Source organism: Komagataeibacter melaceti, from assembly GCF_003403295.1.
Lineage (GTDB): Bacteria > Pseudomonadota > Alphaproteobacteria > Acetobacterales > Acetobacteraceae > Komagataeibacter > Komagataeibacter melaceti.
In genome coordinates this window covers 75,452-89,232 of sequence record NZ_QUWV01000041.1, presented here as the reverse complement: position 1 = coordinate 89,232, position 13,781 = coordinate 75,452, and the positions used below count along the sequence as shown (strand labels likewise).

Genomic DNA, 13,781 nt, shown 5'->3' with positions numbered 1-13,781 from the left:
CGCGACTGAAGGCGCGCCATCTACCGGCCTGCCGGTAAGGCAGGCCGGACCCAGTGCAGGAATTTCGCGTAGTGAGCAGTATTCAGCCCGTTCGTGGCACCCATGACCTGATCGGTGAGGATCGCCGGCGTTTTGCCCATGTTGTGGAAACGGCGCGCCGTGTTGTCAGCCTGTATGGGTTTGATGAATGGTCCACCCCGGTTTTTGAAGATACACGGGTCTTTTCACGCTCACTGGGCGATACGTCCGATGTCGTTTCCAAGGAAATGTACACCTTCGAGGACCGGGGCGGCGAATCCCTGACCCTCCGCCCCGAGGGCACGGCCGCCATCTGCCGGGCGCTGGTCACCAACGGGCTGACCCAGTCCCTGCCGCAGAAGGTCTTCTACGCAGGCCCCATGTTCCGCTACGAACGCCCGCAGAAGGGGCGTTACCGCCAGTTCCACCAGATTGGCGCGGAACTGCTGGGGGCCGCAGAACCTCTGGCCGATGCCGAAGTGATCGCCATGGGCCGCGATGTGCTGCGCGCGCTGGGAATTGAGGGCGAGACCGTTCTCGAACTCAACACGCTGGGCGACGCGGCCAGCCGCGATGCGTGGCGCAGCGCGCTCATTGCCTATTTCAGCGCGCACCGCGCCGACCTGTCGGCCGATAGCCAGTCACGGCTGGAGCGCAACCCCCTGCGCATCCTTGACAGCAAGGATGAAAAGGACCGCGCACTGGTGGCCGACGCCCCCATGATCGCGCAGTACCTGACACCTGACGCCTTGGCGTTCTGGGACGGGCTGCGCCGCACGCTCGACCTGATGGGCGTGCGCTTTCGGGAAAACCCGCGCATCGTGCGGGGGCTGGACTATTACGGGCATACTGCCTTTGAATTCGTGACCAGCCGCCTTGGCGCGCAGGGCACGGTGCTGGCCGGGGGGCGGTATGACGGCCTCGTGGCTGAAATGGGCGGGCCGAAAACCCCCGCGATCGGCTGGGCCGGGGGCATTGAACGCCTGTCCATGCTGCTGGAATCAGCCCCGCCGGAGCCACGCCCCGTTGCCGTCGTGCCAATGGGGGATGAGGCGCAGGCCGCCAGCATTACCGTGCTGCAGGCCCTGCGCGCGGCGGACATCCGGGCAGAGACCTCCTATCGCGGCAACATGAAGCGCCGCATGGAACGCGCCAACCGCATGAACGCCACCCATGCCATCGTGATCGGCAGCGACGAGATCGCCCGTGGCGTGGCGCAGGTCAAAAATCTGGACAGCGGGCAGCAGACCGAGGTGCGGATGGAGGACATTGCCGCCTTCCTTCTGGCCGGAACACCCGAGAGAGCCTGAACGTGGCAAAGTTTGACGACCGCCTTGACCGCATCGTCGCCCGTTGCGAGGAACTTCAGGCCCTTCTGGCGGAAGGGCTGTCAGGGGCCGACTTCAGCCAGGCCTCACGCGAGTATGCGGAACTCGAGCCGATCGTGGCCCGCGTGGGCGCACTGCGGGAGGCCGAGCAGGCGGAACATGACGCCAGCCAGATGCTCGAAGACCCCGAAATGCGTGAACTCGCGCAGGCTGAACTGGATACGCTGCGCACCCGCATCCCGACCCTGCGCCACGACATCCGCCTTGCCATGCTGCCGCGTGACGAAGCGGATGAACGCAGCGCCATACTTGAAATCCGCCCCGCCGCCGGGGGCGACGAGGCGGGCCTGTTTGCGGCTGAACTGTTTGGCGCCTACCAGCGCTATGCCGACCAGCGTGGCTGGCGGTTTGAAATACTGGAATATGACCAGTCGGAACTGGGTGGCCTGCGCGAGGGGATTGCCAGCATTACCGGGCGTGGCGTGTTCGCACGGCTGAAATATGAATCCGGCGTGCATCGTGTGCAGCGCGTGCCCGCGACCGAAAGCCAGGGCCGCATCCATACCTCCACCGTAACCGTGGCGGTCCTGCCCGAAGCGGAAGAAGTGGATGTGGAGGTGAACGAGACCGACCTGCGCATTGATGTCTATCGGGCATCAGGGGCAGGGGGGCAGCACGTCAACAAGACCGAAAGTGCCGTGCGCATCACCCATCTGCCCACCAACATCGTGGTGGCGATGCAGGAAGAAAAGAGCCAGCACAAGAACCGTGCCAAGGCCATGAAGATCCTGCGTGCGCGCCTGTATGAGCGCAACCGCGCCGCCGCCCATGAAAGCCGCGCCGCCGACCGCCGCGCGCAGGTTGGCACGGGCGACCGCTCCGAACGCATCCGCACCTACAACTTCCCGCAGGGCCGGGTGACCGACCACCGTATCGGCCTGACGCTGTACAAGATTGACCGGGTCATGGCGGGCGAACTTGATGAGTTCGTCGATGCGCTGACACAGGAAGAACAGGCCGCGCTGCTGGCGGCGGATGACGGCTAGAACACCGGCACACCGCCCTTATGATGTGGGTGGCGCACAGAGCGAACTGGGGCCGGGATGACGTTCCGCCACCTCCGGGTCATCCGGGTCGGCAAGGTAGAACTGGGTGAAGTTGCGCGCACCCAGCGCCACCAGATGGTGCCCGTCGGGTTCATGCAGCACGCCTTCGCCACTGACCTGGTGGATCTCGACCTTTCCCTCCGGGCGGCGGATGGTGATTTCACCACACAGGGCGTAGCTGTGGGTTGTCCGTCCCATCGGGGTCTCGACATGGGCGGTCTGGGTGGCATGTTCCTGGTCGAGGCGGAATGTCGCGACAAGCTGTTCATCCACATACAGCCGCGATACTTCCGAAACCTCGTCAGGACTGCACCCGTCTTCCACATCGAAGGAACCGGCGAAGGCGGGCATGCCGATCCCCATGCACAGCAGGGTCATGGCGACGGTTCGTACAAGGCGGGATGAGAGGGCGGGCGTTTGCATGATTCCAAGATATGAAGGGAAAGTGGCCACGATGAAAGATGTCACGACACCCGCGCCCACAAATTTGCGCCAGGCCCTGCTTGCCGCCACAACCCGGTTGCGTGAAGCGGGCATCGAAGCCCCGCAACGCGAGGCCCGGCTATTGGCCGCCCATGCGGCACGGACCGATCTGGCCGGCCTGCTACGTATCGACACGCTGCCCGCTGCCGCCGCTGAAACCCTTGACCATATTCTGGCACGCCGCCTGCGCCATGAACCAATGGCCTATATTACCGGACAGGCCGGTTTCTGGACGCTCGACCTTGAAGTCTCCCGCCATACCCTGATCCCGCGCGGCGATAGTGAAACACTGGTCGAGGCGGTGCTGGACCATCTGCCCGACCGCAATGCACCGCTGCGCGTGCTTGATATCGGCACCGGCACGGGGTGCCTGATGCTGGCGGTGCTGGCGGAATATCCCCGGGCATCGGCAATCGGGACCGACCTTGCGCCACAGGCCGCAGCCCTTGCCGCACGCAACGCCACCCGCAACGGGCTGGGCGCGCGCTGTACTACGGTCTGCTGCAACTGGGCCGATGCCGTGACGGGACCATTTGACCTTGTGCTGAGCAACCCGCCCTACATCCCGCATGAGGACCTGGCCGGACTCATGCCCGATGTCGTGGAGCACGAACCCGCCCGCGCGCTGGATGGGGGCGAGGATGGGCTTGTCGCCTATCGTGCGCTGGGGAACGCGCTGCCCGGCCTGTTTGCCCCGGGTGGAATCGCGGTGCTGGAACTGGGCATAGGGCAGGGGGAGGATGTATCCGCCATCATGCGCGCGGCCGGGCTGGAGGTGACGGAAATCCGCCCCGATCTGGGGGGGATAGGACGCGCGCTGGTCGTAAAAAAATAATTTGGCAGAAAGAACCGTGCGGGTTATATTGCAGGCGTGCAGGGAAGACGGAAGGCAGATTAACGGCCACTCCACTCCCGCGCGATCGATCCCGATTGCAAAATAAAAAAACTGGCAAGATGAACCATGTTGGTTCCGCCATGGTTCAGGGATCCGCGTCCGGTGTTGCACCGGGCCATCAATATGCAACAGACGGGACGGGCAGACCGCCCCACGGTCCAGGGCAGCGCCGGCGACCGGCAACAGGAAAGTGCTGCGACAGCTTATGAACATGAAACGCATGCGAGGCCGTCACCATCGTTCGGGCGGCAGCAATGGCGGAAGCGTACGCCATAATAATGGCCAGATCCCGTTGAACCGCAACCATGTCTTTGACAGTAATGGGCCTGACCTGCGTGTACGCGGCACAGCGCAGCAACTGTTTGAAAAATATCTCCAGCTTGGTCGCGATGCCAGCAGCACTGGTGATCGTGTCATGGCGGAAGCCTACTTCCAGCATGCCGAACATTACTTCCGCATACTGAACGCCATGACCCAGGCGGCACAGCAGAGCCAGCAGGAACGTCAGGAACGCATGGCCCCGCGCCAGCAGCAGTCCCGCCCGGCCGATAACCGCCAGAACACCGACACCACACCGGAAGAAACACCGGAACAGCCCGCCGCCCAGCAGCAGCCGGCAGCCGAACCGCCGGAAACGGCCCCCCAGCCCAGCGTGGCCGAAGCACCGGAACCCGCAGCCGCCGCACCCGCGCCGCGCCCGCCCCGCATGCCGCGCCGCCGGACCAAGCCCCCGGTTGAAAAGAATAACGAAGAACTGGAATCCTCGCCGTCCTGATTCACGGCTGGTCCCGCTGCGGCTACCGACGCGGGACCATTACGGATTACATGGATACATGCCTGAAGAAAAACCGGGCCTGTAAAGACTATTGGGACTGTTTCAGCCCCGGTCGTCAACCAGTCGCCAGACCTTGCGCGCACGCCCGTCACGGGCATCGGGCGCGTCTTCCACGGTAACCAGCCCCTGGTTACGCAGCGCCTGCAGGGCGAGACGGGCGTGATAGGTGCCCAGTTCGGGAAACAGGTCACCTATTTCCCTGACCGACCGCGCTTTTCCATCCGACAGGATTTTCAGCACGATCTGTCGCTTGCTGTCATGATTGGTCATGCGCCAGGATCGATGCTGAAAGAAAGTCATGTTGCTTTCTATACCAGTTCCGTCCCCAATGGCCTAGCACCGATGCGCCGTATCAGGCGCGGATTGTGACAGGACCGTATGAATGGCCGTGGTCAGCCGCGTCAGTTCAGCGGGCGTTATTGTAAAGGCCGGGGTCAGATACACGATATTCCGGAACGGTCGTACCCACACACCCTGTGCGATCAGCGCGCTTTTGAGTGCATTCATATCGCCTATGCGTTCAAGTTCCACCACGCCAATCGCCCCCATTACACGCACATCCACCACATGGGGCAGGCCACGACAGGATTCGAGTTCGGCGCGCATCTGTTCGCTTATGCGACCGACCTGTTCCAGACGGGGTTCACTCGCAAACAGGTCAAGCGATGCATTGGCGCTGGCGCAGGCAAGGGCATTGGCCATGAAGGTCGGGCCATGCATCAGGGCATGCAGCGGATTGTCGGACAGGAAGGCCTCGAATACATGGCGGCGCGCGACCGTTGCCGCCAGCGCCATGGTGCCCCCGGTCAGGGCCTTTGACAGGGTGATGATATCGGGCACGATCCCCGCCTGTTCGCATGCGAACAGGGTGCCGGTGCGGCCAAACCCCGTAAAAATCTCATCAAGTATCAGTAGCACGCCGTGCCGGTCCGCAAGTTCGCGCAGCCTGCGCAGCACCTCGGGCGCATGGAACAGCATCCCGCCTGCGCCCTGTACCAGTGGTTCGACAATAATGGCGGCAATACTGTCACCCGACTGGCGCAGCAGGGCATCGAGCGCCTGCGTGCTGGTCTCATCGACTGGCAGGTCCGCGATGAAATGTTCCGGTAGCGCGCCCTGGTACAGGCTGTGCATGCCTTCCTCCGGGTCGCACACGGCCATGGTGGCCATCGTATCGCCGTGGTAGCCACCCCGGAAGGCAACCAGCCGTGTCCGCCCCGTCCGGCCACGGTTGAGCCAGTACTGGATGGCCATTTTCATCGCGACCTCGACCGCGACGGAACCGGAATCGGTAAAAAACACCCGCTCCAGATCGCCGGGCAGCATGCTGGCCAGCCTTGTGGCCAGTGTCAGCGCCGGTTCATTGACCAGCCCGCCAAACATGACATGGGGCATGCGCTCAAGCTGTGTCGCCACCGCCGCGCGGATATGCGGGTGGTTATAACCATGGCACGCCGTCCACCACGAGGCGATGCCATCCACCAGTTCCCTCCCGTCTGCCAGGGTAATGGTGCAGCCCCGCGTGCCCATGGCGGGCAGGGGGGGCAGGGTGGTGCGCATCTGGGTATAGGGCAGCCAGACATGGTTCATGCCCTGTTCCAGCCAGTCCGGTCCACACATGGGCTGTCTCCGTCATATTGCGTTGGCGGGATTGACCGGGGCAGCATGCTCCGGCAGGAGAATGCGCTTCATGGCCCGTTTCGATCCGATTTTCCAGACCGCGCTGCACGAGATGGCGCAGCGCCATACCCGGCGCGTGCTGCGCCCTGTGCGCCCCATGGGGGCGGCCATTGTTGTGCGCGATGGGCGGGAACTGGTCAATTTCTCATCCAATGACTATCTGGGCCTGTCCCACCATCCCGCCCTTGCCGCCCGCGCGGCCCAGTGGCTGGAGGAGGCAGGTACCGGCGCGGGCGCGTCCCGCCTTGTAACGGGCACAAGTGCCCGGCACATGGCCGTGGAAAAACGGCTGGCCACCTTCAAGGGGGCCGAGGCCGCCCTGCTGCTGGCCAGTGGCTGGCAGGCCAATGCGTCAGTTCTGGCGGCACTGCTCAGGCTTGCCGCAGCACAGGGTGCGCCCCCCCTTGTCTTTACCGACCGGCTGAACCACGCCAGCCTGCACCAGGGCTGCATGGCGGCGGGTGTGCGCCAGATCCGTTTCCGCCATAACGACCTTGACCATCTGGACGACCTGCTTTTGCGGCACGCGGACGATGCGGGCATGCGCGTGATCGTGACGGAAAGCGTGTTCAGCATGGATGGCGACCGCACCGACATCGGCAGGCTCAGCGCCATTGCCCGCCAGCATGGTGCCTTTACCTATGTGGATGAAGCCCATGCCACTGGCGTATTGGGGCCACAGGGGCGCGGCCTGTGCGCGGGGCATGACATTGACCTTGTCATGGGCACGTTCAGCAAGGCGCTGGGTGGTTTCGGGGCGTTCGTTGCCGGGTCGCAGGCGCTGTGTGACTGGCTGGTCAACGCCTGTTCGGGATTCGTGTTCACCACAGCGCCCCCGCCAGCCGTGCTGGGCGCGATGGACGCGGCCCTTGAACTGCTGCCAGCACTTGATGCCGAACGTGCGCGACTGACCCGCAATGCGGAGCATATACGCGACGTGCTGCGCGCATGCGGTCTTTCACCCGGTCCCTCGACCACCCAGATCATCCCGGTCATGATGGGTGAGGCCACGCGCGCCCTGGCTTTTGCCGCACATCTTGAAGAACACGGCATCCTCGCCACAGCCATCCGCCCCCCGACCGTGCCGCCCAACGCCAGCCGCATCCGCCTTGCACTAAGTGCCGCGCATACCGACGCCATGATCGACCAGCTTGCCAGCACCATTCCCGCCGCCCTGCGGGCGTGTTCGTGACCATGGCCCTCACATTGCCCGTTGCCTTCGTGCACGGATGGGCCTTTGAGCACACATTCTGGCAGGCCACACGCGCGGCCCTCGGGTCATGTCCCACGCGGGCGCTCGATTTCGGCTTTTTCAGCGATCAGCCGGACATGGCCCTGCCTGACCAGCCCTATATCGGGGTCGGGCACTCCCTTGGGGCGTTATGGCTCCTGCGCCATCATGGCCCGCTGTGCCGGGGGCTGGTCCTGATCAACGGGTTCAGCCGGTTCGGGGCCGCACCGGGCTTTCCCGATGGAATTCCCCGCCGGGTGATCGAGCGCATGCGCCTTGGCCTGCTGCGTGAGCCTGTGGGGCTGTTGCACAGTTTCCGCCAGCGTGCGGGCATTGAATCGCCACTTCCGGCCCATATTGACAGTGCGCGACTGGAAACCGGCCTGCGCGCACTCATGGACATGGATTGCACCCATGACCTGACCGCGGCGAAATGCCCCATACAGGCCATTGCCGGGACGCAGGACGCCATCGCTCCCCCCGCGCTGACACAGGCCTGCTTTCCGGCAGGTGAAAAAACGCCGACGGAGTGGATGGAAGGCGGGCACCTGCTGCCACTCACCCAGCCCGAAGCCTGCGCACATATCATCAGGACCATGAACCAACGGATCACCGCACCATGACGCGCAAGGACCGCATTGCCGCCAGTTTTGACGCGGCACAGGATTATGAGCAGGCCGCCCGTGTCCAGCGCATTGCCGCGAGCGAACTGGCGCGCCGCATCGCAGCCTGCCATGCGCCTGACGCCCCACTGCGCATTCTGGAAACAGGCTGCGGCACCGGGTTCCTGACCCGTGAGCTGCGCCGCCTGTTCCCCAACGCCCATATCACCGCCACCGACATCGCGCCGCGCATGCTCGAACGCCTTGCGCACCGGATGCCCGATGACAGCAGACTTACCCTGCACCATATGGACGCCGAAGCGCCGAACCTGACGGGACCGTTCGACCTGATCTGCTCCAGCCTGGCCATGCAGTGGTTCGGCCAGCGCGCGCATACCCTGCACCTTCTGGCGTCCCTGCTTGCGCCGGGCGGGCAGATGGCGTTCGCAACCCTTGGCGCCGACAGCTTCCGGCAATGGCGCACCGCCTATGCACATGCAGGCGTGCCGTGCCCCATGCCTGACTACCCCACGCTGGACACCCTTCAGGGTGAATGGCCAGCCTGTGGTGCGGGCCTGTGGCATGAGGCGGAGATTGTGGATGTCCCGGCCTCCCCACTGCATTTCCTGCGTGAATTGCGCACCATAGGCGCAAACCATACCGACCGGCTCCCGGCCTCGGCCGGGCAGTTGCGCCGCGTGCTGGCGGCAGCGGAGCAGGCGGGGCCAATGGTCGTTTCCTATCACGTGGCCTATGGCCTGTTCCGCAGCAACCAGTGGCCCGGCGTGTTTGTAACCGGCACGGACACCGATGTCGGCAAGACCGTCAGCGCCGCCGCACTGGTGCATGCATGGAATGCTGCTTACTGGAAACCGCTGCAGAGCGGCACGGACGATGCCCCGTCCGACAGCAGCACGCTGCGCCATCTGGCCGGTCGTGAAAACCTGCGCATCTATCCACCGGCGGCCACTTTCGGGGCGTCCCTCTCGCCCGAGGACGCGGCCCGCCACGCCCATGCCCGGATCGACCCGGACAGTCTGGCCCTGCCGCACCATGACGCCACGCATGGCCCACTGGTGGTTGAAGGGGCAGGGGGCGTGTTCGTGCCCATTGCCCCGGATTATCTTATGATTGACCTGATGGTCCGTCTGGCACTGCCTGTGGTGCTGGTGGCCCGCAGCCAGCTTGGCACCATCAACCACACCCTGCTCAGCCTTGCGGCATTACGGGCGCGGGGCCTGCATGTGAGGGGGGTCATCCTTAACGGTCCCCCCGAACCCATCGGCCGCGCCGCCATCGAGCGCCATGGCCGGGTGCGTATCCTGGCCGAGTTCCCGCCCGTCACCCCCATGGGGCCGGACGCCGTGGCCACACTGGCGGCCCGCCTGCCATCATGGAGCGATGTTAGCGGACCACAGCCATAGGTTCAGTAACGCCGGAGCAGCCCGGCCAGCGTGCCCTGTATGCTGACCCGGCGTGCGGGCAGGACGCGCGTCTCATAGCGGCTGTTGGCCGGGATCAGCGCAATGTCATCGCCATCATGGCGCAGGCGCTTGAGCGTGACCTCCTGCCCGTCGATCAGGGCAACCACGATCTGGCCATTCGCAGCCTGTTTCTGGTCACGGATGATGACCGTATCACCATCCAGTATCCCAGCTTCCTCCATCGAATCCCCGCTGACCTCCAGCGCGTAATGGCTGCCAGCCTTGCCCAGCATATCCGCCGGGACGGTGATATGGGCCGTGGTGGTATTGATCGCCTCGATCGGCGCACCGGCGGCGATACGGCCCACGAAGGGCAGTTCGACCATGCTGGCCAGTATCGCGGCGGATGGGGTCTCGGCAGGTGTCTGCGGCGAATCGGCGGGGCGGCGCTGGGGCGGTGGCTCGATATCGGGCAGGCGCAGGATTTCCAGCGCACGGGCGCGGTGGTGCCTGCGGTGGAGGAAACCACGTTCCTCCAGCGCGGAGATGAGCCGGTGGATACCCGACTTCGAGCGCAGGCCCAGCGCGTCCTTCATCTCATCGAAGGAGGGGGAAAATCCCGTCCTGCGCAGATGCCCGTCGATAAACAGCAAAAGCTCATGCTGTTTTTTTGTAAGCATGCCACATGTCCTTTTGCCGTGGGCGGTTTCCAGACCCTGAAATGCGCTGGAACAAATCAAAAACCTATGCGCATGTTCTATATTGGTTCCATACGCCACGTCAACCGGCATTAGCGCCTATGCGCCAGTCTGGTCCAGCCGGATGATGTCACATGCATCCCCCGCGCGGGCCGCTGGCGCGTGGGGCGCGCGCATCACCAGCGCCTGGCTCTGGGCCAGCACATGCAGCATGGCCGAATCCTGCACCGCGAACGGGGTCGCCACCAGACGCCCCTGCGCATCATGGTCCAGGCTGGCGCGCAGGAAGTCCATGCGCGCGTCATTCGCACGCAGGTCCGTGCCCAGTATGGCCTGAACAGGCGGTTCGACAGGCGTGGCAAGCCCCGCCATCCGCCGCAGGGCCGGAAGAATGAACACCAGCGTGCAGACAAAGGCCGCGACCGGGTTGCCGGGCAGGCCGATAAACGGCAGGCGGCCCAGATGGCCGAACATGAGCGGACGACCCGGACGGATGGCGATTTTCCAGAAATCGGTCTTCAGCCCGACCTGTTCCAGACCCCGCCGCACAAGGTCATGGCTGCCCACGCTCGCGCCGCCGGTGGTGATGAGCATGTCCACGCCGTCCACCATCCGCTCCAGCGTGGCAAGGTCGGCCATGCTGTCACGCAGCACGGGCAGCACCACCGGCTCGGCCCCGGCCGTGCGCAGCAGGGCCGCCAGCATGGGCGTGCTGGAATTGGCGATCTGTCCCGGCCCGACCGCGCTGCCGGGCAGGAGCAGTTCATCACCCGTCGCCGCAATGGCCACGCGGGGGCGACGCGCCACCTGCAACCACGCATGGTTGGCAGCCGCCGCAAGGCCGATATCACGCGCGCTCAGCCTGTGGCCTGCGGGAATGACCTCTTTCCCCGCCATGAAGTCCTGCCCCATGCGGCGCACATAGGTTCCCGCCGCCAGCACATGGCCTGTGGTTATGCGCGTGCCCTGTGCCTGCGCGTTTTCCTGTATCAGCACGGCATCGGCACCGGCAGGCATGACGCTGCCGGTAAATATGCGCGCGCACTGGCCCGGGCCGACCGTAACATCGGCAGGGTGCCCCGCAGGGGATTCGGCAATGCAGGTCAGCGTAACCCCATCCGCCGAAAGGTCGGCCGCGCGCACGGCATAGCCATCCATGGACGAGACATCGGCTGGCGGATTGGACAACCGTGCAACGACCGGCACGGTGGTGACACGGCCGCAGGCATCGGTCAGGGCCACGACCTCCGCAGGGAGGGGGGAGACCCCTTCGAGTATCCGCTCACGCGCTTCCGAGACACTCAACATCGTGCAATGCACTCCTTTTTTACCCGTTCTGGACGAATTTAAGCAGAAAAATGGAACTGGGTGCTTGACCTAGGCCTTGTGTATGCGCATTTTCCGCCAACTTGAACCACTGCCGCACCTGAATGTTCCAGCAGCGGCGGAGCAGTGCTGAGGATATCATGGCCAAGACCAACACCATTCAGATCAAGCTCGTTTCCACGGCGGATACCGGCTACTTCTATGTCACCAAGAAGAACGCCCGTGCCCAGACCGGCAAGATGGAAATGCGCAAGTACGATCCCGTCGCGCGCAAGCACGTGACCTTCCGCGAAGCGAAGATCAAATAATTTTCCGCCCTGGCGGATACGAAAAAACCCCGGCGGAAACGACCGGGGTTTTTTCGTATGTGCGCACGGGCGCGGGACAGGATCAGTAAAGATGGTCATGCTCGGCATAGGGCACGACAATCTCGTCCTGCCGCGCAAGGTTCTGCATGGTGCGCGCGCGTTCATCCAGCAGGTCGAGATCCAGCGCGCCTTCCTTCAGGCCCCGCACGCGGCGCAGCCATACATCCTGCTCCGCCTGCGCGTCCTTCTGCGCGGAGCGGGCTTCGTCCATCAGGTGTAGCTGGGCGGCGTAGCTGTGCAGCCCATGCTCACCGCGCATGACGTTCCAGCCAAAATAGGCCGTAAGCCCGATAAACAGGGCAGGGGGCAAAGTCGCCCGCACCACATGCCTTACAAACCTGCCAAATCGCATATCATCCTGTCCCTGTCTCGCACCGCCATCATCCCGGCCGGACGGGACCAGCCCGCCCGGCCGGGGTTGCATCACCCATGTTTCAGGATGGTGCGCCCGGCATAGCGGGCGGCCGTGGCCAGCTCGTTTTCAATGCGGATGAGCTGGTTGTATTTTGCGGTGCGGTCCGAGCGCGAGAGCGAGCCGGTCTTGATCTGCCCGCAGTTCGTCGCCACCGCCAGATCGGCGATGGTGCTGTCTTCTGTCTCACCCGAGCGGTGGCTCATCACGGCCGTGTAACCGGCGTGCTGGGCCATCTGCACGGCTTCCAGCGTCTCGCTCAGCGTGCCGATCTGGTTGACCTTGACTAGCAGCGAGTTCGCGACACCCGCCTCGATGCCACGGCGCAGGCGGTCGGGGTTGGTCACGAACAGGTCGTCACCCACCAGCTGCAGCTTGCCGCCAAGATTGGTGGTCAGTTCGGCCCAGCCTTCCCAGTCATCCTCGGCAAGGCCATCCTCGATCGAGACGATGGGGTAACGCGCGGCAAGGTCGGCCAGATAGGCGATCATACCCGCGGCATCGAGCGTGCGGCCTTCGCCCTTGAGCTCATAACGGCCGTCCTTGTAGAACTCGGTCGCGGCGCAATCGAGCGCGAAGGTCACGTCATCGCCGGGCTTGTAGCCAGCAGCCTCGACCGCGCGCATCATGAAGCCAAGCGCATCGTCAGCCGATTTGAGGGCCGGGGCAAAACCGCCTTCGTCACCCACATTGGTGTTGTAACCGGCACCTGACAGGCTTTTCTTGAGCTGGGCGAAGATTTCCGACCCCATGCGGATCGCATCCGTGACCGTGGGCGCGCCGACGGGCTGGATCATGAATTCCTGTATGTCGATGGGATTGTCGGCATGCTCGCCGCCATTGATGATGTTCATCATCGGCACGGGCAGGGTGCGGGCATAGACACCGCCAACATAGCGGTAAAGCGGGGTCTGCAGTTCCTGCGCCGAGGCCTTCGCCACCGCCAGCGACACGCCCAGAATCGCGTTTGCGCCAAGGCGGGACTTGTTGGGGGTACCATCCAGATCGATCATCGCCTCGTCAATCGCGACCTGATCGGTGGATTCCACGCCCTGCAGTGCTTCCAGGATCTCATGTTCGACATGGCTTGCGGCCTTGAGCACGCCCTTGCCGCCAAAGCGCCGGGGGTCGCCATCACGCAGTTCCACCGCTTCATGCGCGCCCGTGGACGCGCCAGAGGGAACCGCCGCGCGGCCTTTCGCGCCAGACGCCAGCTCCACATCCACCTCAACGGTCGGATTGCCACGGCTGTCCAGTATTTCACGGGCGATGATGTCGATAATGGCGCTCATGATATCTGTTTCCTCAGATTTGACATTATGGGGATAAGGCATACCACCGCATGCACATCCTGTCCCACGATAACAGATGCCGC

The 13,781-nt window shown here is 64.2% G+C and carries 15 protein-coding genes; 8 read left to right on the top strand and 7 right to left on the bottom strand.

Annotated elements, in window-relative coordinates; translation table 11 throughout:
• Positions 1–71: 71 nt before the first annotated feature.
• Positions 72–1,328: a histidine--tRNA ligase gene (gene hisS / locus DY926_RS05635; RefSeq protein ID WP_116702464.1), complete on the top strand. Its 1,257-nt coding sequence runs from the start codon at positions 72–74 to the stop codon at positions 1,326–1,328.
• 2 nt (positions 1,329–1,330) lie between these two features.
• The gene (gene prfA, locus DY926_RS05630) at positions 1,331–2,392 is read left to right on the top strand and encodes a peptide chain release factor 1 (protein ID WP_116702463.1); all 1,062 of its coding nucleotides are present in this window, start codon (positions 1,331–1,333) and stop codon (positions 2,390–2,392) included.
• An 18-nt stretch (positions 2,393–2,410) separates the two neighbouring features.
• Here the strand turns inward: prfA and DY926_RS05625 are convergent, their stop codons facing one another.
• Positions 2,411–2,875, bottom strand: a complete 465-nt coding sequence (locus DY926_RS05625; protein ID WP_116702501.1) for a hypothetical protein — start codon at positions 2,873–2,875, stop codon at positions 2,411–2,413.
• Positions 2,876–2,906: 31 nt separating this feature from the next.
• On the opposite strand from DY926_RS05625, the gene prmC reads away from it, so the two are divergent.
• Together prmC and DY926_RS05615 are read left to right on the top strand one after the other, a co-directional pair.
• Entirely contained in the window at positions 2,907–3,770 is an 864-nt protein-coding gene (gene prmC / locus DY926_RS05620) for a peptide chain release factor N(5)-glutamine methyltransferase (RefSeq protein ID WP_116702462.1), read from the top strand.
• 280 nt (positions 3,771–4,050) lie between these two features.
• Positions 4,051–4,605, top strand: a complete 555-nt coding sequence (locus DY926_RS05615) for a DUF4167 domain-containing protein (protein WP_241503076.1) — start codon at positions 4,051–4,053, stop codon at positions 4,603–4,605.
• A 102-nt stretch (positions 4,606–4,707) separates the two neighbouring features.
• Here DY926_RS05615 and DY926_RS05610 read toward each other — a convergent pair whose 3' ends face one another.
• Together DY926_RS05610 and DY926_RS05605 are read right to left on the bottom strand one after the other, a co-directional pair.
• A complete protein-coding gene (locus tag DY926_RS05610; protein ID WP_116702460.1) occupies positions 4,708–4,965 on the bottom strand; it encodes a hypothetical protein in 258 nt (85 codons plus the stop codon).
• 33 nt (positions 4,966–4,998) lie between these two features.
• Positions 4,999–6,285 carry an adenosylmethionine--8-amino-7-oxononanoate transaminase gene (locus DY926_RS05605; protein WP_116702459.1) on the bottom strand — a complete coding sequence of 429 codons (1,287 nt, stop codon included), beginning with the start codon at positions 6,283–6,285 and terminating at the stop codon, positions 4,999–5,001.
• Positions 6,286–6,346: 61 nt separating this feature from the next.
• On the opposite strand from DY926_RS05605, the gene DY926_RS05600 reads away from it, so the two are divergent.
• From DY926_RS05600 to bioD, 3 genes are read left to right on the top strand one after another with little or no spacing between them, the layout of a single operon-like run.
• Positions 6,347–7,537, top strand: coding sequence for an aminotransferase class I/II-fold pyridoxal phosphate-dependent enzyme (locus DY926_RS05600; protein ID WP_116702458.1), 1,191 nt, complete (start codon positions 6,347–6,349; stop codon positions 7,535–7,537).
• 2 nt (positions 7,538–7,539) lie between these two features.
• Positions 7,540–8,199, top strand: coding sequence for an alpha/beta fold hydrolase (locus DY926_RS05595; protein ID WP_186336091.1), 660 nt, complete (start codon positions 7,540–7,542; stop codon positions 8,197–8,199).
• Positions 8,196–9,602 (top strand): dethiobiotin synthase, encoded by a 1,407-nt coding sequence (gene bioD / locus DY926_RS05590; RefSeq protein WP_116702456.1) that lies wholly within the window; start codon positions 8,196–8,198, stop codon positions 9,600–9,602. The genes DY926_RS05595 and bioD overlap by 4 nt, the downstream gene beginning before the upstream one ends.
• A 2-nt stretch (positions 9,603–9,604) precedes the next feature.
• On the opposite strand, the gene lexA is transcribed toward bioD, so the two are convergent.
• Both lexA and DY926_RS05580 read right to left on the bottom strand, forming a co-directional pair.
• Complete coding sequence (gene lexA / locus DY926_RS05585) at positions 9,605–10,282, bottom strand: transcriptional repressor LexA (RefSeq protein WP_116702455.1); 678 nt, start codon at positions 10,280–10,282, stop codon at positions 9,605–9,607.
• Positions 10,283–10,399: 117 nt separating this feature from the next.
• On the bottom strand, positions 10,400–11,608 hold the full coding sequence (locus DY926_RS05580; protein ID WP_116702454.1) for a molybdopterin molybdotransferase MoeA: 1,209 nt from the start codon (positions 11,606–11,608) through the stop codon (positions 10,400–10,402).
• Positions 11,609–11,766: 158 nt separating this feature from the next.
• Between DY926_RS05580 and rpmG the strand changes: the two genes are divergently transcribed.
• The gene (rpmG, locus tag DY926_RS05575; RefSeq protein WP_025813389.1) at positions 11,767–11,934 is read left to right on the top strand and encodes a 50S ribosomal protein L33; all 168 of its coding nucleotides are present in this window, start codon (positions 11,767–11,769) and stop codon (positions 11,932–11,934) included.
• 82 nt (positions 11,935–12,016) lie between these two features.
• On the opposite strand, the gene DY926_RS05570 is transcribed toward rpmG, so the two are convergent.
• Both DY926_RS05570 and eno read right to left on the bottom strand, forming a co-directional pair.
• Entirely contained in the window at positions 12,017–12,346 is a 330-nt protein-coding gene (locus tag DY926_RS05570; RefSeq protein ID WP_116702500.1) for an FtsB family cell division protein, read from the bottom strand.
• Positions 12,347–12,417: 71 nt separating this feature from the next.
• Complete coding sequence (eno, locus tag DY926_RS05565; RefSeq protein WP_116702499.1) at positions 12,418–13,698, bottom strand: phosphopyruvate hydratase; 1,281 nt, start codon at positions 13,696–13,698, stop codon at positions 12,418–12,420.
• Between the last annotated feature and the right edge of the window lie 83 nt (positions 13,699–13,781).